This is a genomic window from Curtobacterium sp. PhB142 (genome assembly GCF_004341255.1).
GTDB lineage: Bacteria > Actinomycetota > Actinomycetes > Actinomycetales > Microbacteriaceae > Curtobacterium.
Map to the genome: position 1 here is coordinate 235,606 of NZ_SLUT01000005.1, position 22,948 is coordinate 258,553.

Genomic DNA, 22,948 nt, shown 5'->3' on the forward strand with positions numbered 1-22,948 from the left:
GCAGCGCCGAAGCCCGGCCAGCCGTGGCGGATGCCCGTCGTGCCGGGGATCTGGGCGGGAGTGGTGGGCGTGGAGGAAAGTGGAGGACTTTCGCAGCCAGTGGAGCGTCCCGTGGCGCGCCGAGGCTCACGGGCGGCTCCACCACGGCCAGCCGCCGGTCAGCGCACGGTCACGACGTACTGCCGCCGCGACGCCGAGTGGTCACGAACCGTCGCTCGCGCGGACCGCAGCCGACAGTTCGTGGCCCCCGGGCGACCACCGCGCGGCATGTCGTGACCACTCGCGCGCACACGAACCTGCCCCGCCCGATCCTGCCCGCCCCGGGAACGCGAAACGGGGCCGACCCGAAGGCCGGCCCCGTCACGAGGGAGGAGTCTGGAGGGCTGCTACTGCCCCTGGTCGTTCCGCTTGTCCCAGCGGTCGTTCATGCGGTCCATGAAGGACCCGCCGCCACCGCCGCCACTGGCCGGACGAGCCGAACCACCGGACGCCGGAGCACCCGGCCGAGCGGGCTTCGCCTTCGGGGCACGCATGCCCGGGCGCAACGCGAAGAGCACACCGGCGAGCATCACGACGAAGCCGAGGATGCCCAGCAGCGGGGCCTTGATCACGAGACCGACGATCACGATCGCGACGCCGGCGAGTGCACCGAGCACTCCGAGCGTGATGGCTGTGTACGTCGGACGACCCTGTCGACGTGTGACACGCGCCACGAAATCGGAATCGTTCTGGTAGAGGCTGCGCTCCATCTCTTCGAGAAGGCGCTGCTCCTGTTCCGAGAGCGGCATCTTGGTTCCCTCTGTTCCTGGGATCGACGCGGGGTTGAACAACCGGGCTGGAAAACACTCGGTTGAGTGGACCGATTCTATGTCCCAACCGCTCCACTAGGGTAGGGACTGTGGCTGAGAGTACGCGATTAGTGGACCTCGTATCGGCGCGTATCGACCGGGCACTCGACGAGCAGCGTGAACGGCTCCTCGCGATCAGCCCCGATCTCGCCCCGTTCGACCTGTACGCCCGAGATCTGCTGTCCGGCGGCAAGCGCTTCCGGGCGCTGTTCTGCTACTGGGGATGGCAGTCGGTGGCGGGCCGTTCGGGCTCGTTCGACCCGCTGGCGGAGGGCTCCCGTCAGACCACGGCCGAGGCGATCGTCACGGTCGCCGCAGCGCTCGAGGTCTTCCACGCAGCGGCCCTGGTGCACGACGACATCATGGACCGCTCGGACACCCGCCGTGGGCGTCCCGCAGCACACCGCCGGTTCGAGTCCCTCCACCAGGAGTCCGGCTTCGTCGGCGACCGCGGGCAGTACGGCACGAACTCGGCGCTGCTGCTCGGCGACCTGCTGCTGTCCCTCAGCGACTCGGTGTTCGACGAGGGCCTCGCGCTCCTCGACCCGGTGCGCGCCCGCATCGTGCGCCAGGAGTTCCACGCGATGCGCCTCGACGTCACCGCGGGCCAGTACCTCGACGTGCACGAAGAGACCGCCTGGCCCGTCATCGACGAGTCCGAGCACCTCCTCCGCGCCCAGCGCGTCATCGTCTTCAAGTCCGCGAAGTACTCGATCGAGGCACCGCTCGTCATCGGCGCGCTGGTGGCCGGCGCGAGCGACTCGCAGCTCGAGGGCCTCCGCGCCTTCGGGCTCCCCCTCGGCGTCGCCTACCAGCTGCGCGACGACATGCTCGGCGTGTTCGGCGACCCCGAGGTCACCGGCAAGCCCGCCGGCGACGACCTGCGCGAGGGCAAGCGGACCGTGCTCATCGCCTCGGCCCGCAAGGCGCTGGCCAGTGGCCCGCGGCAGCTGCTCGACGAGCTCCTCGGCGACCCCGACCTCGACGAGGAGCAGGTGCAGATGCTCCGGGCCACCCTCACCGAGTCCGGTGCGGTCGCCGCGGTCGAGCGTTCCATCGACCGGCATGTGCAGCGTGCGAAGGCGGCGCTCGACGCGTCGCCGCTGACGCCGTCGGCACGGGAGCAGCTCGCGTCGCTGGCCGACACGGTCAGCCGCCGGTCGTCGTAGACGCGACACCAGGACAGACGGGAGGCCCGGTGCCAGCTGGCACCGGGCCTCCCGTCCGTCCGGAACGCGTCTAGAGCAGCGACTGGGCCACGCGACGCACCTCGGCCTTGCGACCGGCGCGCAGCGCCGCGATGGGCGAGACGCCCATCGAGTCGTCGACCGTGAGCATCCAGCGGACGGCTTCGTCGTCGGTGAAGCCGTTGTCGCTGAGCACGGTCAGGGTGCCGCGCAGCTCGGGCATGGGCTCGCGGTCCTCGAGGAACTCGCTCGGCACACGCAGGACACCACCGACGCGGGCCGCCAGCAGGGTCTTCTCCTCGAACAGGCGGTGGATCCGGCCGGGGCTGGTGCTGAACAGGTCCACCAGTTCGGGGACGGTCAGCCAGCGCTCGGAGAGGGAGAGGTCGTCGACGGGTGCAGCACTCACACGCCCATGGTGCCAGAGCGGGGCCCCGAGTGAGTACGCAACGTTCGTCACATTCGTCACACGCACCACATCCGGCTCTCTGGTTGACTTGGGAATCACACCATGCCAGCGTTGTGCCACCTGTGAGTGCGCGCATGCACGCGCACGGGACAGTCGAGATCAGGAGAAACCGTGGACAACGCTGCAGACGAAGCCGCCCGGCGCGCACGATCCGCCCGGTTCGCGACCATGCCCATCGTCCTCGCGGGCACGATCGCGGTGACCGCCGGCTTGACCGGCCCGGTCGCCCACGCCGAACCGCGACACGACGACGCGGACTCGAACCACAAGCGTCACGTCGACCAGGACCGCAACGTCGGCAACCGTCCGGTCTTCGGCACCGCGGTCGCACGTCCGTCGCAGACCGTCGTCACGACGGTCGCCGCGACGACGAAGGCACCCGCCCCCACGACCTACACCGTCCGTCAGGGCGACACGGTCTCGGGCATCGCCGCCCGGTTCGGCCTGTCGGCGCAGGAGGTCCTGGTGCGCAACGGCCTCGGCTGGAACACGATCATCCACCCCGGACAGACGCTGCACCTGGCGTCGACGCCCGCGGTGACCACGGCGCGCGCGACCACGAGCGCGGGATCGACGTCCGGGTCCGGGTCGAGCACCTCCAGCTACCACGTGAAGTCGGGCGACACCGTGTCCGGCATCGCGTCGCGGGTCGGCGTGTCGACCACGGCGCTCCTCAGCGCCAACAAGCTCTCGCAGCGCAGCGTGATCTACCCCGGTCAGACGCTCCGGGTACCGCACGGCGCGTCCGGTGGCGGCTCGGTGTCCACGGCCGCAGCGTCGTCGGGCTCGTCGGGTTCGTCGAAGTCGAGTGTGAAGATCTCCTCGGGCGACACGATCGGCTCGATCGCTGCGTCCCACCACGTCTCCGTCGCCTCGCTGCTGTCGGCGAACGGCCTGACCTACACGAGCACGATCTACGCGGGCAAGACCCTCGTCATCCCGTCGTCGAGCACTGCTGCGACGACCGCCGCGGCGCCGTCGCGTGCCGCGGTGAGCGCCGCCGTCGGACTGAGTGCCGAGCAGCGCCAGAACGCGGCCGCCATCGTCGCCGTCGGCCGCTCCCTCGGGGTGTCCGACCGCGGCATCGTGGTGGCGCTGGCCGCCGCGATGCAGGAGTCGAGCCTGCGCAACCTGCCCCACGGCGACCGCGACTCGGTCGGCCTGTTCCAGCAGCGGCCGAGCCAGGGCTGGGGCAGCGCGGCGAAGCTGCAGGACCCCGCGTACGCGACGAAGCTGTTCTTCGGCGGTCGCAGCAACCCGAACGTCGGCAAGACCCGCGGGCTGCTCGACGTGCCCGGGTGGTCGTCGATGAGCATCACCGACGCCGCCCAGGCCGTGCAGCTCTCCGCCTACCCCAAGGCCTACGCCAACTGGGCGAGCGCGGCCCAGGGCTGGCTGGCGACCCTCTGAGTCTCATCCGGAAGATCGAGATTGGGTCACGACCGGTGCGCCGGTGCGGTGTCGTGCAGTCTCGATTCGTAGAATGCCGCCGATGACCACCAACGCCGCCACGGATCCGATGATCGGTCGCATGATCGATCAGCGGTACCGCGTCCGCTCCCGCATCGCGCGCGGGGGCATGGCGACCGTGTACCTCGCGACCGACGTCCGCCTCGAGCGACGCGTCGCGATCAAGATCATGCACGGGCACCTGGCCGACGACCAGGCCTTCCGTGAGCGCTTCATCCAAGAGGCGCGGTCCGCCGCGCGGCTGTCCCACCCGAACCTGGTCGGCGTCTACGACCAGGGCGCCGAGGACGACACCGCGTACATCGTCATGGAGTACATCCCGGGCATCACGCTGCGGGACCTGCTGCAGGAGCACCACGCCCTGACGCCCGAGCAGGCGACCGACATCCTGCGGGCCGTGCTGGCTGGTCTCGCCTCGGCCCACCGCGCCGGCATCGTGCACCGCGACCTGAAGCCCGAGAACGTCCTGCTCGCCGACGACGGCCGCATCAAGCTCAGCGACTTCGGCCTGGCCCGGGCGACGACGGCGAACACCGCGACCGGGGCCGCCCTGCTCGGCACGATCGCGTACCTCTCCCCCGAGCTCGTCACCCGTGGCGCCGCCGACTCGCGCAGCGACATCTACGCGCTCGGCATCATGCTCTACGAGATGCTCACCGGCGAGCAGCCCTACAAGGGCGAGCAGCCGATGCAGATCGCCTACCAGCACGCGAACGACACGGTGCCCGTCCCGAGTGCCGCGGTGTCCGGCGTCCCGCCCGAGCTCGACGAACTCGTCGCCTGGTCGACCGCCCGCGACCCCGAGGACCGCCCGCGCGATGCCCGCGAGATGCTCGACCACATGGCGGGCAACCAGCAGCGTGCCACGGGCCAGTACCGGACCGCCGTGCTGCGGCCCGAGAACGCGACCGCCATCCTGCCGTCCGGCGGCGGGACCGCTGCCGGTGTCGGTGCTGCTGCCGCTGGTGCCCGTGCTGCTGCCGCCGACGCACCGGCGGCCACCGATGCCACGGCGATCATCGACAGCCCCGACCGCGGGCGTCCCACGACCCGGAACCGCAACACCGGTCCGGGCCCGCGCCGCACGGGCGCGCAGCCCGGGGTGCTCTCGCCCGCGGGACAGCGCCTGGCCGACCTCTCCGCGAAGCGTCGCAAGCGCGGCTGGATCGCGCTGTCGGTCTTCGTCGTGCTCCTGCTCATCGGCGCGGGCTTCGGCTGGTACTTCGGGCCGGGGCCGGGCGGCAACGTGCGCATCCCCGAAGTGACGGGCAAGTCGGTCTCGCAGGCCCGGCAGCTGCTCGAAGCCCAGGGCCTGCACGCGGCGTCGAAGACCGGAACCCGGTTCGACGCCGTCGTCGCGAAGGGACAGGTGTCCATCACCAAGCCGGCCGCGAAGCGCGAGGTGCAGAAGGGCACCTCGGTGCAGCTCGTCGTGTCGAACGGGCCGAAGATGATCGCGCTGCCGACGATCGTCGGGCAGCCGATCTCCACCGTCACCGCCGCGCTCGACGACGACTTCGAGTTGCAGGACAACCGGTACGAGTTCTCGGCCGACGCCGCGAAGGACACCGTCATCGCGGCGACCGGCCGGGCGTCCGGCGGCAAGGCGCTCGACCTGACGTCGGTCAAGGCCTACGGCGAGACCGGTCCGGTCACGCTCACGGTGTCCCTCGGCGCCGTACCGGACGTCGTCGGGAAGTCCGTCGACCAGGCCTCCGCCGAACTCGACGCGGTCGGCCTCATCCTCGGCGCCCGCACCGAGGAGTTCAGCGAGGACGTCCCCTCCGGACAGATCGTCTCCGCCGAGGTGCAGGACTCCCCCGCCGTGCGCGGCACCGCGATCGACGTCGTCGTGTCGAAGGGCCCGACGCCGATCACCGTGCCCGAGGACGGCGTCGTCGGCGCCACGATCAACGAGGCCACCGCGACGCTCGAGGGCCTCGGGCTCAAGGTCGCCGTGCCGGACTGCACGAACATCCTGTGCGGGTTCTACGACTGGAAGTCGAAGCTCCCCGTGACCGGCACCGACCCGGGCGGCGGAGCCACGGTGTACCGCGGCGACACGGTCACGCTCTCCTACGACCAGTAGGCGGTCCCGCCCGCCCGGTCCGGTCCGGTCCGCCGAAGCGACACTTGTCCGCACGGCGTCGCCGAAGGCACGGCGAAAGCGACAGTGTGCCGCCGAACATCGGCGGCACACTGTCGCTTTCGCGGACCGGCGTGGCCGACGCGTCGCGGGGCGCTACGTGGACGCAACCGGCACGGCGGACGGGAGGCGCGAGGCAGGGCCGCCACGGGCCTCCCGTCCGGCACGCGGAAGCGACAGAACCCCGCGAACAGTTCGCGGGGTTCTGTCGCTCTGGCGGGACTGACGCGACCCGCTGCGCGCTACGTGCGCACGTGCGGGTGCGCGCCGAGCTCCTCGGCCACGAGGAACGCGAGCTCGAGCGACTGCATGTGGTTCAGCCGCGGGTCGCACAGCGACTCGTAGCGGGTGGCGAGGGTGGCCTCGTCGATGTGCTCCGACCCGCCGAGGCACTCCGTGACGTCGTCACCGGTGAGCTCGACGTGCATGCCACCCGGGTACGTACCGACCTGGCGGTGCGCCTCGAAGAAGCCGAGGACCTCGTCCACGACGTCGTCGAACCGACGGGTCTTGTAGCCGGTGGGCGTGGTCAGGCCGTTGCCGTGCATCGGGTCGGTGACCCACAGCGGGTTGGCGTCCATTCCCTTGATCGCCTCGAGCAGCTTGGGCAGCTCGCCGCGGATCTTGCCGGCACCCATGCGCGTGATGAAGGTCAGACGGCCGGGCTCGCGGTTCGGGTCGAGCTTGTCGACCAGCGCTTTCATGTCGTCGACGCTCGTGGTCGGGCCGAGCTTCACGCCGATCGGGTTCCGCACCCGCGACAGGAAGTCCACGTGCGCACCGTCGAGGTCACGCGTGCGCTCCCCGATCCAGATGAAGTGGCCGGAGGTGTCGTAGGCCAGACCGGAACGCGAGTCGATGCGGGTCATCGGGCGCTCGTAGTCCATGAGCAGACCCTCGTGCGACGCGTAGAACTCGACGTGCTTCAGTGCCTCGAAGTCGGCACCGCAGGCGTCCATGAACCGGATCGCGCGGTCGATCTCCTTGGCGAGGTGCTCGTAGCGGGCGTTCGCCGGGTTCGACGCGAAGCCCTTGTTCCACGAGTGCACCTGGCGCAGGTCGGCGAAGCCACCCTGCGTGAAGGCGCGGACGAGGTTCAGCGTCGACGCGGCCGTGTGGTACCCCTGCACCAGGCGGCGCGGGTCGGCCGTCCGGCTCTCCGGCGTGAAGTCGTAGCCGTTCACGATGTCGCCGCGGTAGGCGGGCAGCGTGACGTCGCCGCGGGTCTCGAAGTCGCTCGAGCGCGGCTTGGCGAACTGCCCGGCCATGCGGCCCATCTTGATGACGGGCATCGATGCACCGTAGGTCAGGACGACGGCCATCTGCAGGATCGTCTTGACACGGTCGCGGATGGAGTCGGCGGTCGCGCCGGCGAAGGTCTCGGCGCAGTCACCGCCCTGCAGCAGGAACGCCTTGCCCTGTGCGGCGGCGGCGAGCCGCTCGCGGAGCTTGTCGACCTCGCCCGCGAAGACGAGGGGCGGCAGCGTGGCGATCTCGGCCGAGGCGGCCTCGGCCGCTGCGGCGTCGGGCCACGTGGGCTGCTGCTTGATGGGGAGGGTGCGCCAATAGTCGAGGCCCTCGATGACGTCCGGATCCTGCAGGGCGACGAAGTCGGTCGACTCGAACAAGGGCGTTACCTCGGTGTTCTGTGCGGGCGGCCCGCCTGGCCGCGGGAAGGCGGCAGAACGGGCGTCCTGGCGGAGTGCAGGGACCATCAGAGCCTAACGTGCGGGCGACGACTTCCGTTCCCGCATGACTGCCTCGCGAGCGGAGCTCGCCCGTTCCTTGACGCTCGTCGCGTAGACGTCCACGTACTCCTGACGGCTCAGCCCCGCGAGCTCGTGCATGACCTCGTCGGTGACGCTGCGCAGGATGAACCGGTCGGTCTCGAATCCCTGGAAGCGCGAGAAGTCGAGCGGCTTGCCGAACACCACGCCGACGCGCTTGATCTTCGGGAAGCGCTGCCCGATCTGCTGCACCTCACGCGTGCCGACCATGGCGACGGGGACGACGAGCACCCGGCCCTCGAGGATCATCCGCGCGATGCCGGTGCGACCGCGGTAGAGCTTGCCGTCGGGGCTGCGGGTGCCCTCCGGGTAGATGCCGAGCTGCTCGCCGCGCGCCAGGACCTGCAGGCCGGTGCGGAGCGACGCCTCGGACGCCTTGCCACCGGAGCGGTCGATCGGCAGCTGGCCGATGGCGTTGAAGAACGTCTTCGTCGCCCAGCCCTTGAGTCCGCGCCCGGTGAAGTAGTCGCTCTTCGCCAGGAAGGACAGCCGCCGGTCGAGCACGGCCGGCAGGATCACCGAGTCGATGAACGAAATGTGGTTGGACGCGAAGATGACCGGGCCCTTGGCGGGGACGTTCTCACGGCCGACCACCCACGGGCGGAACAGGGTGAGGATGAGCGGGCCGAGCAGGAAGTTCTTCAGCAGCCAGTAGGTCATCGACGACTCCAGGTGGTGGGGTGGGCCTGAGCGACCCTACGCCGTGCGGGCCGGTACGCGGTTACGCCGTGCGGGCGTGGATGCGGGCCAGGTCGGCGGCGCCGACGACTCCGGCGTCGTTCACCAGCTCGGCGATCACGAAGTCCGGCTCGGGGTGGTAGCCACGCGCCGGCAGGTTGTTGAGGTACGCCTGCTTGATCGGGTCGAGCAGCCGGTCCCCCGCGCTGGCGACCCCGCCGCCGAACACGAACAGCTGCGGGTCGAGCACCGCGGACAGCGAGGCGCAGGCCTCACCGAGGTGACGGCCGAGGCGACGGAGCGCCGCGAGGGCGCCCGGGTCGTCGGCCAGGATCAGGTCGCCCACGATGTGTCCGTCGAGCTCGCCGCCGTTGGCTTCACGCGCGTCGGCCAGCGCGGATCCGATGCCGCCGGCGTCGGCGACGTCGTTCGCCATCCGCTGCAGGGCACGGCCGGAACCGTACTGCTCGATGCAGCCACGCGCGCCGCAGCCGCACGGCAGACCGTTCGGCACGATGCGCAGGTGACCGATCTCGCCGCCGGTGCCGAACCCACCGCGGAACAGGCGGTCCTCGGTCACGATGGCGCCGCCCACACCGGTACCGATGGTGAGCATCGTCATGTCGGAGACGAGCCGGCCGGCGCCGAAGCGGAACTCGGCCCACCCGGCGGCGTTGGCGTCGTTGTCGACCGTGATGTGCAGGTCGCCGAGGCGCTGCTGCAGCTTCTGGCGCAGGGGCTCGTTCCGCCACCGGATGTTCGGCGTGTAGTAGACGATCGACTGCGAGGCGTCGATGAAGCCCGGGGCCGCGACGCCGACCGCGCCGACCTCGTGGCCTGAGCTGAGTCGCTCGACCATCGAGACGACGTCGTCGAGCATGGCGTTCGGGTCCGCAGCGTTGGTGGCCACGCGGTCCTCGGCGATGATCTCGCCGAGTTCCGTCACGACCGCTCCCGCGATCTTGGTGCCCCCGATGTCGATTCCGATGGCGTGCACGGTCCAAGAGCCTACCGGTTCACCGCGAACTCACGGAACGCCCGGTGACGCGTCCTATGCTGACTGTGTCGCCTCGCAGGATGAGGCGCCCTCGAATCGAACCGGCAGACAAGGGAGTCACCGTGAACGATCAGCGACCCGAACGCGCCAGTCAGGTCCCGACCGGGAGGCACGCCTCGCGTCCGACGAGCGGCCCCGTCGCTCCTGACCACGGCTCCGCAGCGCGGCTGCTCGGCGACCGCGCCCGGCTGACGCCGTCGCGTCCGATCCTGGCCCAGCGCCACGGCGACACGTGGACGACGATCACCGCCGGCGAGGTGCTCGCACGGGTCCGCGGCATCGCGAAGGGCTTCGTCGCCGCCGGCCTCGAGCCCGGCGCCCACGTCGCGATCCTGTCCCGCACCCGCCTGGAGTGGACCCTCGTCGACTTCGCGGTGTGGACGGCAGGACTGGTCTCCGTCCCCGTCTACGAGACGAGCTCCCCCGACCAGGTCCGGTGGATCCTCTCCGACTCCGAGGCCGTCGCGATCGTCGTCGAGCAGGAGGAGCACGCGCGTCGGGTCGCCTCGATCGCTCCGGACCTGCCGCACCTCGGGCAGCACTGGACGATCGACGGCGGCGGGCTCGACGACCTGACCCGGCTCGGCGAGGACGTCACCGACGACGAACTCGACGCGCGGACGGCGTCGGTGCACGGCCACGACGACGCGACGATCATCTACACCTCCGGGTCGACCGGACGCCCGAAGGGGTGCGTCCTGCGGCACGACAACTTCACCGCGACGGTCGAGAACGCCAGTGTCGCGATGCCCGAGGTCGTCGCGGACGGCGCCTCGACCCTGCTCTTCATCCCGATGGCCCACGTGTTCGCCCGCTTCATCGCGGCGATGTCCGTGTCCGCCGGGGTACTGGTCGGCCATGAGCCGGACACGAAGGACCTCATGCAGGCCGTGTCGTCGTTCAAGCCGTCCTTCTTGCTGGCGGTCCCCCGGGTGTTCGAGAAGATCTACAACGCCTCCGAGCAGAAGGCCGACCTCGGCGGCAAGGGGAAGATCTTCCGGGCCGCTGCGGACACCGCGGTCGCCCACTCCGAGGCCTTGGCCGCCGGTCGGGTCCCGCTCGTGCTCGGCCTGAAGTTCAAGCTGTTCGACAAGCTCGTCTACGCGAAGCTCCGGAACGCCCTCGGTGGCCGCACCGAGTACGCGGTCAGTGGTTCGGCGCCGCTCTCACCGCGGCTCTCGCACTTCTTCCGCTCGATCGGGGTGCTCATCCTCGAGGGCTACGGGCTCACCGAGACGACGGCCCCCGCGACCGTGAACCGTGCGGCGGACCTGCGCATCGGGACGGTCGGACCGGCACTCCCCGGGGTCGAGATCCGGATCGCCGACGACCAGGAGATCCTGATCCGCGGCGTCGACGTGTTCGACCGCTACTGGCGGAACGACGAGGCCACCGAGCGGGCGTTCACCGACGACGGCTGGTTCCGCACGGGCGACCTCGGACGGCTCGACGACGACGGCATCTTGACGGTGACCGGACGCGCCAAGGAACTCATCGTCACCGCGAGCGGCAAGAACGTCGCACCGGCACCGCTCGAGGACGGCGTCCGCGAACACCCGCTCATCGGGCAGGTCGTGGTCGTCGGCGAGGGCAAGCCCTTCATCGCCGCCCTCGTCACGCTCGACCGCGAGATGCTCCCGGGGTGGTGCGAGAGCCGCGGGATCACCCCGGCGCTCTCCGCGCACGAGGCCGCGTACGACGAACGCGTGCTCACCGCCGTGCAAGAGGCGATCGACACCGCGAACGGCCGGGTCTCACGAGCCGAGTCGGTCCGGTCGTTCACGATCCTGGACACCGAGCTGACGGAGGGCTCCGGACACCTGACGCCGAAGCTGACGATCAAGCGGTCGGTCATCCTGCGCGACTTCGCGGCCGACATCGACCACATCTACTCGGGGTCGAAGGTGCAGACGACCGCGACGCCCGTCATCGAGGAGCGTCGCGCGCGCCGCGCGTAGCGCGTAGCGTCCCGCCGTCTCGGCGTACCAAGGCGTTTCGGGCGTACCAGGTCGTTTCTTCCGACCAGGGACGCCCGATTGCGCCAGGTGCGCACGGGGTGTGTGCGCGCGGAGTGCAGGCGCGCGCGGGGCTCAGGCCTCCGGCGACTGCTCCGTCGCGGGGGCGTCGAGAACGGCGGTCGAACCGGTGGCGACCGTGGTGTCGGCCGGACGACGGTTGGTGCGGGTGCGGTGCGAGCTGAGCTCGTCAGTCTGACTGGTCATGCGGGAGTCCTGGGGGATGGGATGGTCGTCGGTGGGAGGCCGACGCGGATACGGTACCTCTTCGTCAGGACAAAGCGACAATCCCCCGTGGGGGTGTCATGAGCAGGCACTCATGACCAGCGGATCAGTGGAACCACTCCTGCGCCCGGATGTCCCGCAGCGCCTGCCGTCGGACCTCTGGTTCGAGCGTCATCACGTAGACGGTGCCGTCCAGGTGGTCGACCTCGTGCTGCAGCGCCTCGGCCATCAGCCCGGTGCCCTCGAGCACCACCTCGGCGCCGTCGACGTCGACGCCACGGACCTTGGCGTACGGGTGCCGCCGGGTCGGGTAGCCGAGCCCGGGAACGGACAGGCACCCTTCCTCCATGAGTTCGGGCTCCCCCGACACCTCGACGACCTCGGGGTTCAGGACGTACCCGACCTCGCCGTCGACGTTGTACGAGAACGCGCGGAGTCCGACACCGATCTGGGGCGCGGCCACACCGGCGCGGCCGGGCTCCTTGACGGTGTCGATCAGGTCCTGCACGAGGTCGCGGACCCCGCTCGACCCGAGTGCCGCCGGAGCGATCGGGTCCGCAGGCGAACGGAGGACGGGGTCGCCGAACAGGCGGATGGGACGGACGGTCAATTTACTGCAGCACCACCAGGAGGTCGCCGGCGTCCACCTGCTGGGTCGCCGGGATCGCGAGACGGCCGACGGTGCCCGCCACGGGCGCCGTGATGGCCGCTTCCATCTTCATCGCCTCGATGCTCGCCACGGCCGCTCCGGCCTCGACGACGTCACCGACGGCGACCTTGAGCGTCACCACACCGGAGAACGGCGCGGCGACGTGCTTCGGATCGGACTTGTCGGCCTGCTCGGCGACCTTCGTCTCGACCTCGATCGACCGGTCGCGGACCGAGACCGGGCGGAGCTGCCCGTTCATCGTGGCCATGACCGTGCGGATGCCCTTGTCGTCGACCTCGCCGATCGCCTCGAGCCCGACGAACAGGTTGACGCCCTTGCCGAGCGGCACGACGTGCTCCTGCCCGGGACGCAGCCCGTACAGGTAGTCGACGGTCGGCACCACGGACAGGTCGCCGTACTGCTCGCGCACCCGCTCGAACTGCGCCGTGGGCTGCGGGAACAGCAGCCGGTTCAACGCCTGCTGGCGCTCGGGCCCCTGGGCGTCGAGGTGCGCGCGCTCGGCGTCCGGCACCGGGGTGATCTCGAGGCGCACGTCGCGGCCCGCCAGGACCTTCGTGCGGAAGGGCTCCGGCCACCCACCCGGCAGGTCACCGAGCTCGCCGGCCATGAACCCGACGACGGAGTCCGGGATGTCGTACTTGTCCGGGTTCTGCTCGAAGTCGGCCGGGTCGGCGTTCACCGCGGCGAGCTGCAGCGCGAGGTCACCGACCACCTTCGACGACGGCGTGACCTTGGTCGGGCGTCCGAGGATCCGGTTCGCCTCGGCGTACCAGTCCTCGACCTGCTCGAACCGGTCGCCCAGGCCGAGCGCGATCGCCTGCTGGCGCAGGTTCGACAGCTGACCACCGGGGATCTCGTGCTTGTAGACCCGACCCGTCGGACCGGGCAGCCCGGACTCGAACGGGGCGTAGGCCCGACGGACCGCCTCCCAGTAGGGCTCGAGGTCGCCGACCGCGTCGAGGGACAGTCCGGTGTCGCGCTCCGTGTGGGCCAGGGCGGCGACCAGCGCGGACATGCTCGGCTGGCTCGTCGTGCCGGCCATCGGCGCCGAGGCGACGTCCACCGCGTCCGCACCGGCACGCGCGGCGGCGAGGAGCGTCGCGAGCTGCCCACCGGCGGTGTCGTGCGTGTGCACGTGCACGGGCTGGTCGAAGCGCTCGCGCAGCGCGCCGACGAGCTTCTCGGCGGCGCCGGCGCGGAGCAGGCCGGCCATGTCCTTGATGCCGATGACGTGCGCGCCGGCCTCGACCATCTGCTCCGCCAGGCGGAGGTAGTAGTCCAACGTGTACAGGTCCTCGGCAGGATCGAGGAGGTCGGCGGTGTAGCAGAGCGCCGCTTCGGCGACGGCCGTGCCGGTCGCGAGCACTGCCTCCAGGGCCGGTCGCAACTGGCTGACGTCGTTGAGCGCGTCGAACACGCGGAAGACGTCGACGCCCGTGGCGGCGGCCTCGGCGACGAACGCGTCCGTCACCTCGGTCGGGTACGGGGTGTAGCCGACCGTGTTGCGGCCGCGCAGGAGCATCTGGATCGGGATGTTCGGCATCGCCTCGCGCAGCGAGGCCAGGCGCTCCCACGGGTCCTCGCCGAGGAACCGGAGGGCGACGTCGTACGTCGCTCCACCCCAGGCCTCGACGCTCAGCAGCTGCGGCGTGAGCCGCGCGACGTACGGTGCGACGGCGACGAGGTCCTTCGTGCGGACACGGGTGGCGAGCAGCGACTGGTGCGCGTCCCGCATCGTCGTCTCCGTCACGGCGAGCCGGGTCTGGGCGCGGAGTGCCTTCGCCCACTCGGCCGGACCCTGCGCCAGCAGCAGGTCGCGCTGGCCCTCGGGCACCGGGGCGCTGAGGTCGAGGGCGGGGAGCTTGGCGCTCGGGTCGGTGACCAGCGGCGACCGGTCACCGTTCGGCTTGTTCACCGTGACGTCGGCCAGCCAGTTCAGGACCTTGGTGCCGCGGTCCTTCGACACGTGGCCGCTGAACAGCTGCGGACGCTCCTCGATGAACTTCGTCGAGACGTCGCCGCGGGCGAAGTCCGGGTCCTCGAGCACGGCCTGCAGGAACGGGATGTTCGTGCTGACGCCGCGGATGCGGAACTCGGCGAGGGCGCGCTTCGCACGGGCGACGGCCGTCGGGAAGTCGCGTCCGCGGCACGTCATCTTGGCGAGCATCGAGTCGAAGTGCGGGCTGATCTGCGCACCGGTGGCGACCGTGCCGCCGTCGAGGCGCACGCCGGCGCCGCCGGGGCTGCGGTACGTGGTGATGCGGCCGGTGTCCGGCCGGAAGCCCTGCGTCGGGTCCTCCGTCGTGATGCGGGTCTGCAGCGCGGCCCCGTGCACGGAGACGGTGTCCTGCGACAGGCCGAGGTCGGCGAGCGACTCGCCCGAGGCGATGCGCATCTGCGACTGCACCAGGTCGACGTCGGTGACCTCTTCGGTGACGGTGTGCTCGACCTGGATGCGCGGGTTCATCTCGATGAAGACGTGCTGCCCCTCGCGCTCGCCCTCGGTGTCGAGCAGGAACTCGACGGTGCCGGCGTTCACGTAGCCGATCGAGCGGGCGAAGGCGACCGCGTCGCGGTGCAGAGCCCGGGCGATGGCGGGGTCGAGGTTCGGCGCCGGGGCGATCTCGACGACCTTCTGGTTGCGGCGCTGCACGGAGCAGTCCCGCTCGAACAGGTGGATCGTCCCCGCTTCGGTGCCCGTTGCGTCGGCGAGGATCTGCACCTCGATGTGCCGCGGCCGGATCACCGCCTGCTCGAGGAACATGGTCGGGTCGCCGAACGCACTGTCGGCCTCGCGCATCGCTGCTTCGAGCGCTGCACGGAGTTCGGGCTTGGTCTCGACCCGGCGCATGCCACGACCGCCACCACCGGCGACGGCCTTGGCGAACACCGGGAACCCGATGGCGTCGGAGCCGGCGATGAGCTCCTCGATGTCGCGACTCGCCGGGGTGCTCGCGAGGACCGGGACGCCGGCCGCGATCGCGTGCTCCTTCGCGGTCACCTTGTTGCCGGCCATCTCGAGCACGTGTTCGCCCGGACCGATGAAGGTGATGCCGGCTGCGGCGGCCGCGGCGGCGAGCTCCGGGTTCTCGGACAGGAAGCCGTACCCCGGGTAGATCGCGTCGGCGCCCGACTCGTGCGCCACGCGGATGATCTCGGAGACGTCCAGGTACGCCCGGACCGGGTGGCCACGCTCACCGATCAGGTAGGCCTCGTCGGCCTTCAGACGGTGCAGGGAGTTCCGGTCTTCGTAGGGGTAGACGGCGACGGTGCGCGCCCCCAGTTCGTACGCGGCACGGAATGCGCGGATGGCGATCTCACCACGGTTCGCCACGAGGATCTTGCTGAACACGACGTCCCTTTCAGCCCGGGTTGAGGTGAGACAACCCTAGTGGCGGTAACGTTGCTGATCGTGCATGTACTCAGCGTGAGCTCCCTCAAGGGCGGTGTCGGCAAGACGACGGTGACGCTCGGCCTGACTTCGGCCGCCTTCGCCAAGGGACTGCGCACGCTGGTGGTGGATCTCGACCCGCAGTCCGACGTCTCCACCGGCCTCGACATCAACATCGCCGGACACCTCAACGTGGCCGACGTCCTCGAGAACCCGAAGGAGAAGATCGTCCGCCAGGCGATCGCCCCCTCCGGGTGGACGAAGGGCTCGCAGGGCAAGATCGACGTCATGGTCGGGTCGCCCTCCGCGATCAACTTCGACGGGCCGCACCCCTCCATCCGCGACATCTGGAAGCTCGAAGAGGCCCTGGCCAACGTCGAGCAGGACTACGAGCTCGTGCTCATCGACTGCGCACCGTCGCTGAACGCCCTCACGCGCACCGCGTGGGCAGCGTCCGACCGCGTCACCGTCGTCACCGAGCCCGGCCTGTTCTCCGTCGCCGCCGCCGACCGCGCGCTCCGTGCCATCGAGGAGATCCGCCGCGGTCTCTCCCCCCGCTTGCAGCCGCTCGGCATCATCGTGAACCGTGCCCGCGTCCAGTCGCTCGAGCACCAGTTCCGCATCAAGGAACTCCGCGACATGTTCGGCCCGCTCGTCCTGTCGCCGCAGCTGCCCGAGCGCACGTCGCTGCAGCAGGCGCAGGGTGCCGCGAAGCCGCTGCACGTGTGGCCCGGAGAGTCTGCGCAGGAGATGGCGAAGAACTTCGACCAGCTGCTCGAGCGCATCATGCGGACCGGCAAGATCGGGCCCTACGCCGACGGTTCGGGTGCAGTAGGCGCGTAGTCGCTGCCGCGCGGGCGCGACGCGCTGCTCACGTCCGCCGAGCGGTCACCAACTGTCGGCCGACCGCCGCGCGGACGACGGTTCGTGACCACTCGGCGACGCGCACACGACGGTGCGTGACCACGCGCCGACTGCCAGGAGGCCCGTCTGTGCCCCGGCAGACACGCCCGGCCCCGGCTCTCCCAGCGGTCACAACATCCCGCTCACGTCCGCCGAGCGGTCACCATCTGTCGGCCGACGGCCGCGCGGACGACGGTTCGTGACCACTCGGCGACGCGCACACGACGGGGGGTGACCACTCGGGGCGATCCGCGGGACGAGAACCGCGAGAACCTGGTCAGGAAGCGCGGGAAGCGCGACGCGCGGCGAGCTCGTCGGACGGGTCGGCCGCCGCGGAGGCGTCGAGCTCGACCAGGGAGGTCTCGACCTCACGCAGGACCTTGCCGACCGCGATGCCGAAGACACCCTGACCGCGGGACACCAGGTCGATGACCTCGTCGTCCGAGGTGCACAGGTAGACCGAGGCGCCGTCGGACATAAGCGTCGTCTGGGCGAGGTCGGACACGCCCGACTCGCGGAGCTGGTTCACGGCGGTGCGGATCTGCTGCAGCGAGATGCCGGTGTCGAGCAGGCGCTTCACGAGCTTGAGCACGAGGATGTCGCGGAAGCCGTACAGGCGCTGGGAACCGGAGCCGGCAGCGCCGCGGATGGTGGGCTGCACGAGTTCGGTGCGTGCCCAGTAGTCGAGCTGTCGGTACGAGATGCCGGCTGCACGTGCGGCGACGGTGCCGCGGTAGCCGTTCTGCTCGTCGTGCTCGGGGAGGCCGTCGGTGAAGAGCAGCCCGAGGTCGTACCGCGTCGTGTCCGACTCGGTGCCTGGGGTGTCGTTCCCACTCATGCGCTTGCCTTCCACGACGATCGAGCTCCCACCCGAAGGTTCAACGACGGGTTGAGAGTTGTTCCGAGGTCAACGGTAGCGACTCCGACCGCTCCCGCGCGGGACATCCGACTCGGCGCGTCCGGCGTGTCGAGGATACGCCCCACCCACTGACGCACAAGCCCCCGCGGACCACCGGAACGGATCATGCGTCGAGACGACCGATCGCCGCGCGGATGAGGCTCGAGCGGATGACCTCGAGCTGGACGGCGATCTCGCGTGCGAGTTCCGTGGCCTTCGCCCGTGACGTCGCATCGCCCCGGCGGGACACGGGCATGAGCGCGGATTCGATGAGTCCGACCTCGCGCTCGGCGGTGCTGCGGAGCGTGCGCAGGTGCCGCGGTTCGATGCCGGTCCGCTGCAGCTCGACGAGTGCCTTGAGGACGGACACGCTGTCCTCGCCGTAGGTCTCGGTGGCGGGGAGCAGTGATGCGGAGACCGCGTCGGCCAGGAGCATCGGGGACGCGCCGGCCGCTCGGGCCGTTTCGTCACGGGTGTACCGGCGTTCGCGCCCGAGGATCGAGGGGCGGGGGGCGTCCCCACCGCCCGGCAGCACGGGCTCGCGCCCGGCGTCGAGGTCGGCGAGGTAGTCCTTGATGACCTTGAGCGGCAGGTAGTGGTCGCGCTGCAGACCGAGGATCACCCGGAGGCGATCGACGTCGGCCGCCGAGAACTTGCGGTACCCACTGGCCGTGCGGATCGGCGTGACGAGCTCCCGCTCTTCGAGGAAGCGCAGCTTGGAACTCGACAGGTCCGCGAACTCGGGCTTGAGGCGAGCGAGGACCTGCCCGATCGTGAGCAGGTCCGGTGCCGCTGACCCCGCCCGGGCCGCAGCGGACCGTGCGGCCACTACGCGTTCGCCAGGCGCGCCAGGTCGACCCGGGACGCGTAGAACGTCAGACGGAACTTGCCGACCTGGACCTCTGCCCCGTCGGTGAGCGGTGCTTCGTCGATGCGGTCACCGTCGAAGTACGTGCCGTTGAGCGAACCGTTGTCCTTGACGGTGAACGCCGTGCCGTGCCGCAGGAACTGCGCGTGCTTGCGCGACACCGTGACGTCGTCGAGGAAGATGTCGGCGTCGGGGTGTCGTCCGGCCGTCGTGACGTCGGAGTCGAGGAGGAACCGCGCACCCACGTTCGGACCGCGGCGCACGACGAGCAGCGCCGATCCGGACGGCAGGGCGTTGACCGCCTCGCGCTCTTCCGCTGAGACACCGGACTCGGCGGTGAGCGCCGCGCCCATGTCCATGCTGAAGGTCAACGTGGTGTCGACCAGCCGCTGCTCCGGGGTCTTCTGACCGTCCGGCTGCGGGACCACTGGATCTGGCATCGGTGGACCTCCTCCTCTTGGCCCACCAGCGTATCGGAAAGGAGGGCTCCAGCGGCAGCCCCGAACTGGGCCTGTGGACGATCGTCCGCGGTGCGCGAACGCGCGGCCCGGGTTCAGCGACCGCGCGCGAGCAACCAGAGCAGGTACGGGGCGCCGACGACACCCGTCACGACGCCGACTGGCAGGGCGTTGCCGGGGATCGCGAACTGGGCGATGAGGTCGCTGCCGAGGGTGATCGCCGCTCCCACCGCGGCTGCCGGCCCGAGGGCGACGCGGCCGCCGCCGACGAGCCGACGGGCGATCGGCGCCGCCATCAGTGCGACGAACGCCACCGGCCCCGCCGTGGCGACCGCAGCGGCGGTGAGGCACACGGCGGTGAGGAGCAGCAGCACCTTCGCGCGGTCCGGCCGGAGCCCGAGGGCCGCCGAGACCTCGTCGCCGAGCGTCAGGACGGTCAGGCGCGACGACTGCAGCAGGGCCAGCAGGAAGAGCACGACGAACGCGACGCCGAGCACGCCGACCAGGTTCCGGTCGACGGCGTTCAGACTGCCGGACAACCACAGCAGCGCAGTGCCGGCCTGGGTGACGGTGCCGCTGGTGAGCATCCACCCCGTGATGCTCAGGCAGATCGCCGAGACGCCGATCCCGACGAGCACGACCCGGTTGCCGGTGATCCCCCGCCGCCAGGCCAGTCCGGCGATCACGATCGACACCACGACCGCGCCGACGAGCACGACCGAGAACAGGGTGCCGCCGGACGCCCCGAACAGCACGATCGCGGTGAGACCCGCAGCACTGGCACCCGAGGTGATGCCGATGACGTCCGGGCTCGCGATCGGGTTGCGGACGACGCTCTGCACGATGGCGCCCGCGACCCCCAGGCTGGCGCCGACCAGGACCGCACCGAGCACCCGGGGGCCGCGCAGCTGTCCGATGACGAAGTCCGAGATGCGGTCGCCCTGGCCGAACAGCGCGCCGACCACCTGCGCCGGGGTGAGCGGGATCGAGCCGACCCCGAGTCCGATGAGCACCAGCGCGACGAGCACGACGACGACGACCGCCAGGACCACGAGCTCGCGCCGGGCACCGACGAGCTCCTGCCGGACGCCGACCGACCGGCGGACACGACTCACAGGCCCCGCACCGCCCTCGACCGCACGAGCGCGATGAACACCGGCGCACCGATGAGGGCCGTGACGATGCCGACCTGCAGCTCCCCCGGGTACGCCACGACGCGACCGATGACGTCGGCCACCAGCAGCAGCGCCGGCGCGACGATCGCGGACAGCAGGATGGTCCACCGGTGGTCGGGGCCGCTCAGCCGACGGACGGCGTGCGGCACGGCGAGCCCGACGAAGGCGATCGGCCCCGCTGCGGCCACGGCCGAGCCGGCGAGCAGCACGGTCACGAGCCCGCCGACGGCCCGGACGAGCACCACGCGTTGCCCGAGCGACGCCGCGAGCTCGTCGCCGAGGGCGAGGGTGTTCAGCGAGCGGCCCAGGCCGAACGCGATCGCGAGACCGATCAGCACCGGCGCCGTGATGATGCCGGCGGTGCCGAGGTCCTTGCCGGCGAGGGCGCCCACCTGCCAGAACCGCAGCTGGTCGAGCAGGCTCGCGTTCGTGACGAGCACCGCCGTCGTGATCGACGACAGCGCGGCGGCCACCACGGCACCGGACAGCGCGAGGCCGACCGGCGACAGTCCGCGCCGGGCGACGGCGGCGATCCCGTAGACGAGCAGTGCGGCCAGGGCAGCACCGACGAACGCGAACGGCAGGTAGGCGGCGGTGCCGCTCACCCCGAAGAGCGCGATGCCGGCGACCACGGCGAGGGCTGCCCCGGAGTTGATGCCCAGGACGCTCGGGTCGGCGAGCGGGTTGCGGGTCACGCCCTGCATCACCGCGCCGGCGACACCGAGGGCGGCACCCGCGAGGAGCCCGACGACGGTGCGCGGGACGCGGTTGCCGAGCACGATCAGCCCGACCTCGTCGTTCCGCCCCGGGTGCAGGACGGTGTCGAGCACGGTGTGGAGCGGGATCGGCCGGGATCCGTAGGCGATCGACAGCGCGCACGCCACGGCGAGGACGACGACGGCCAGCACGGTCGCCCCGACCAGACGGGAGACGGAGGCGGGCGCCGGTGGCGCGGACGTGGAGGAGCGCATGGGAAGTAAGGCAACCCTAACGGACCCCGGGCGACCGAACCGGCAGCCCACTCGGCGTCCCCCGAGCAAGCCCGGAGCAGTCGCTGGGTCCGTTCATAGGCTCGTCATTGGATCGCCGCCTGTACTGGTCTCCATCGACACCCGCCCGGGTCGTCGAGGGACGACCGGAGAGCACCGATGAACGAGACCCCGAACCCCGCCGCCGACGCCGACCGCGAGCACGACGAGCAGGGCACCGCCCGGACCGACGGCACGCAGCAGCAGCGGCAGCAGCAGGCGTACGGGATGAGCTGGGAGGCACCCCATGCCGACCCCGCCACCCTCCGTCCGGCCTACGCCTTCGACGGCTCCGGCCCGTACCTGTACGGCCCGGACGGCTCCGGTCCCTACGCCTACTCCCCCGACGGCCGCGGCCCGTACCTGATCGGCAGCCCTGCGCTCACCGGCACCCACCACGCCTGGGCGCACACCGCGGCGACGGCGAACCACCCGGGAGCGAGCACGAAGCGCCCGCGTCGCCTCGGGCTGATGATCGGCTCCGGCATCGCGGCCCTCGCGATCGTCGGCGCCGCCGGCGGCACGGCCCTCGGCCTGTCCTCGCAGAGCACGACCACGACGTCGAGCCAGTCGCAGGGCACCACGACGCTACCCGACACCGGCAGCGGCACGGGTAGCAGCGACGGCACGAACGGCTTCACCGTCCCCGGAGACGGCAGCGGCACCGGCAGCGGAACCGGCAACGGCACCGACGGCAGCGGCACCACCGGCAACGGCACCGACGGCAGCACCGGCACGAGCACCGAGTCCGCCGCCACCGCAGCGACCGCCGCCCAGAAGAAGGGCGTCGTGACGATCAACACCGTCCTGAACTACGACGAGTCGTCGCAGGCGGCCGGCACCGGCATGATCCTCAGCGCGAACGGCACGGTCCTGACGAACAACCACGTCATCCAGGGCGCCACGAGCATCACCGTCACCGACGAGACCACCGGCAAGGAGTACAAGGCGGACGTGGTCGGCACCGACGCCACGAACGACGTCGCCGTGCTGAAGCTCGAGGACGCGTCCGGCCTGTCCACCGTCACGCTCGACGACGACGGCGAGCCGAGCACCGGTGACACCGTCACCGACGTCGGCAACGCCGAGGGCACGGGCAACCTCGTCGCCGCCGAGGGCACCGTCACGGCCACCGACCAGGACATCCAGGTGCAGAGCGAGTCCGGCACCGGGACCGAGTCGCTGTCCGGTCTGATCGAGATCGCGGCGAACATCGTTTCCGGCGACTCCGGCGGCCCCGTCGTCGACAGCGAGGGCGAGGTCGTCGGCATGGCGACCGCGGCGTCCTCGGGCACCGCGGACGTCACCGGCTACGCCATCCCGATCACCACCGCGAAGGCGATCGCCGAGAAGATCCTGGCCGGGGAGTCCTCGAGCACGATCACCATCGGCCTGCCCGCGTTCCTCGGCGTCCAGGTCAGCAGCACCGCGAGCTCCACGGGCGGCGTCGCCGTCGCCGGCACGGTCGAAGGTTCCGGTGCCGCGAGCGCCGGCCTGGCCGAGGGCGACACGATCACGAGCCTCGGCGGCAAGACGGTCACGACCTCGGACGAGCTCACCGCGGCCGTGCAGTCGCACTCCGTCGGCGACAAGGTCGTGGTCGGCTACACCGACAGCTCCGGCGCCGCCAAGACCGTCACCGTCACCCTGACCGCCGGCCCGGCCGCGTAAGCAG

Annotated in this window: 19 protein-coding genes; 6 read left to right on the plus strand and 13 right to left on the minus strand. The window is 71.0% G+C overall.

Annotated features, from left to right (window positions below; translation table 11 throughout):
• Positions 1–386: 386 nt before the first annotated feature.
• On the minus strand, positions 387–788 hold the full coding sequence (locus EDF31_RS11905) for a DUF3040 domain-containing protein (RefSeq protein ID WP_131846264.1): 402 nt from the start codon (positions 786–788) through the stop codon (positions 387–389).
• Between the two features lie 131 nt (positions 789–919).
• On the opposite strand from EDF31_RS11905, the gene EDF31_RS11910 reads away from it, so the two are divergent.
• Positions 920–2,017 (plus strand): polyprenyl synthetase family protein, encoded by a 1,098-nt coding sequence (locus EDF31_RS11910; RefSeq protein ID WP_235036036.1) that lies wholly within the window; start codon positions 920–922, stop codon positions 2,015–2,017.
• A 70-nt stretch (positions 2,018–2,087) separates the two neighbouring features.
• Here EDF31_RS11910 and EDF31_RS11915 read toward each other — a convergent pair whose 3' ends face one another.
• Entirely contained in the window at positions 2,088–2,444 is a 357-nt protein-coding gene (locus tag EDF31_RS11915) for an Rv2175c family DNA-binding protein (RefSeq protein WP_111085815.1), read from the minus strand.
• Positions 2,445–2,615: 171 nt separating this feature from the next.
• On the opposite strand from EDF31_RS11915, the gene EDF31_RS11920 reads away from it, so the two are divergent.
• Both EDF31_RS11920 and pknB read left to right on the plus strand, forming a co-directional pair.
• Entirely contained in the window at positions 2,616–3,914 is a 1,299-nt protein-coding gene (locus EDF31_RS11920; protein ID WP_243650004.1) for a LysM peptidoglycan-binding domain-containing protein, read from the plus strand.
• 82 nt (positions 3,915–3,996) lie between these two features.
• On the plus strand, positions 3,997–6,063 hold the full coding sequence (gene pknB, locus EDF31_RS11925) for a Stk1 family PASTA domain-containing Ser/Thr kinase (RefSeq protein WP_131846265.1): 2,067 nt from the start codon (positions 3,997–3,999) through the stop codon (positions 6,061–6,063).
• A 299-nt stretch (positions 6,064–6,362) separates the two neighbouring features.
• On the opposite strand, the gene EDF31_RS11930 is transcribed toward pknB, so the two are convergent.
• From EDF31_RS11930 to EDF31_RS11940, 3 genes are all read right to left on the minus strand, one after another.
• Complete coding sequence (locus tag EDF31_RS11930; RefSeq protein ID WP_131846266.1) at positions 6,363–7,748, minus strand: 3-deoxy-7-phosphoheptulonate synthase class II; 1,386 nt, start codon at positions 7,746–7,748, stop codon at positions 6,363–6,365.
• A 93-nt stretch (positions 7,749–7,841) separates the two neighbouring features.
• Positions 7,842–8,567 carry a lysophospholipid acyltransferase family protein gene (locus EDF31_RS11935; RefSeq protein ID WP_123292455.1) on the minus strand — a complete coding sequence of 242 codons (726 nt, stop codon included), beginning with the start codon at positions 8,565–8,567 and terminating at the stop codon, positions 7,842–7,844.
• 61 nt (positions 8,568–8,628) lie between these two features.
• Complete coding sequence (locus EDF31_RS11940; RefSeq protein ID WP_111085799.1) at positions 8,629–9,582, minus strand: ROK family glucokinase; 954 nt, start codon at positions 9,580–9,582, stop codon at positions 8,629–8,631.
• A gap of 122 nt (positions 9,583–9,704) precedes the next feature.
• On the opposite strand from EDF31_RS11940, the gene EDF31_RS11945 reads away from it, so the two are divergent.
• Positions 9,705–11,600, plus strand: a complete 1,896-nt coding sequence (locus EDF31_RS11945) for a long-chain fatty acid--CoA ligase (protein ID WP_243650006.1) — start codon at positions 9,705–9,707, stop codon at positions 11,598–11,600.
• Positions 11,601–11,732: 132 nt separating this feature from the next.
• On the opposite strand, the gene EDF31_RS20510 is transcribed toward EDF31_RS11945, so the two are convergent.
• The 3 genes from EDF31_RS20510 to EDF31_RS11955 form a co-directional block, all read right to left on the minus strand.
• Positions 11,733–11,864 carry a hypothetical protein gene (locus EDF31_RS20510; protein WP_260095359.1) on the minus strand — a complete coding sequence of 44 codons (132 nt, stop codon included), beginning with the start codon at positions 11,862–11,864 and terminating at the stop codon, positions 11,733–11,735.
• Between the two features lie 124 nt (positions 11,865–11,988).
• The gene (locus EDF31_RS11950) at positions 11,989–12,492 is read right to left on the minus strand and encodes a peptide deformylase (RefSeq protein ID WP_123292453.1); all 504 of its coding nucleotides are present in this window, start codon (positions 12,490–12,492) and stop codon (positions 11,989–11,991) included.
• A gap of 1 nt (position 12,493) precedes the next feature.
• Complete coding sequence (locus tag EDF31_RS11955; RefSeq protein WP_131846267.1) at positions 12,494–15,904, minus strand: pyruvate carboxylase; 3,411 nt, start codon at positions 15,902–15,904, stop codon at positions 12,494–12,496.
• Positions 15,905–15,964: 60 nt separating this feature from the next.
• Here EDF31_RS11955 and EDF31_RS11960 point away from each other — a divergent pair, with 60 nt between their 5' ends.
• Complete coding sequence (locus EDF31_RS11960) at positions 15,965–16,786, plus strand: ParA family protein (RefSeq protein WP_131846268.1); 822 nt, start codon at positions 15,965–15,967, stop codon at positions 16,784–16,786.
• A 337-nt stretch (positions 16,787–17,123) separates the two neighbouring features.
• Here the strand turns inward: EDF31_RS11960 and EDF31_RS11965 are convergent, their stop codons facing one another.
• The 5 genes from EDF31_RS11965 to EDF31_RS11985 form a co-directional block, all read right to left on the minus strand.
• A complete protein-coding gene (locus EDF31_RS11965) occupies positions 17,124–17,684 on the minus strand; it encodes a MerR family transcriptional regulator (RefSeq protein ID WP_111085817.1) in 561 nt (186 codons plus the stop codon).
• Between the two features lie 184 nt (positions 17,685–17,868).
• Positions 17,869–18,573, minus strand: a complete 705-nt coding sequence (locus EDF31_RS11970) for a MerR family transcriptional regulator (protein WP_123312968.1) — start codon at positions 18,571–18,573, stop codon at positions 17,869–17,871.
• The gene (locus tag EDF31_RS11975) at positions 18,573–19,052 is read right to left on the minus strand and encodes an FHA domain-containing protein (RefSeq protein WP_123292449.1); all 480 of its coding nucleotides are present in this window, start codon (positions 19,050–19,052) and stop codon (positions 18,573–18,575) included. Before EDF31_RS11975 ends, EDF31_RS11970 begins: the two co-directional genes overlap by 1 nt.
• Before the next feature lie 113 nt (positions 19,053–19,165).
• Positions 19,166–20,185, minus strand: coding sequence for an iron chelate uptake ABC transporter family permease subunit (locus EDF31_RS11980; protein WP_243650008.1), 1,020 nt, complete (start codon positions 20,183–20,185; stop codon positions 19,166–19,168).
• Positions 20,182–21,216, minus strand: a complete 1,035-nt coding sequence (locus EDF31_RS11985; RefSeq protein ID WP_131846269.1) for an iron chelate uptake ABC transporter family permease subunit — start codon at positions 21,214–21,216, stop codon at positions 20,182–20,184. The genes EDF31_RS11980 and EDF31_RS11985 overlap by 4 nt, the downstream gene beginning before the upstream one ends.
• Before the next feature lie 177 nt (positions 21,217–21,393).
• On the opposite strand from EDF31_RS11985, the gene EDF31_RS11990 reads away from it, so the two are divergent.
• On the plus strand, positions 21,394–22,944 hold the full coding sequence (locus EDF31_RS11990) for a trypsin-like peptidase domain-containing protein (protein ID WP_243650010.1): 1,551 nt from the start codon (positions 21,394–21,396) through the stop codon (positions 22,942–22,944).
• Positions 22,945–22,948 lie beyond the last annotated feature (4 nt).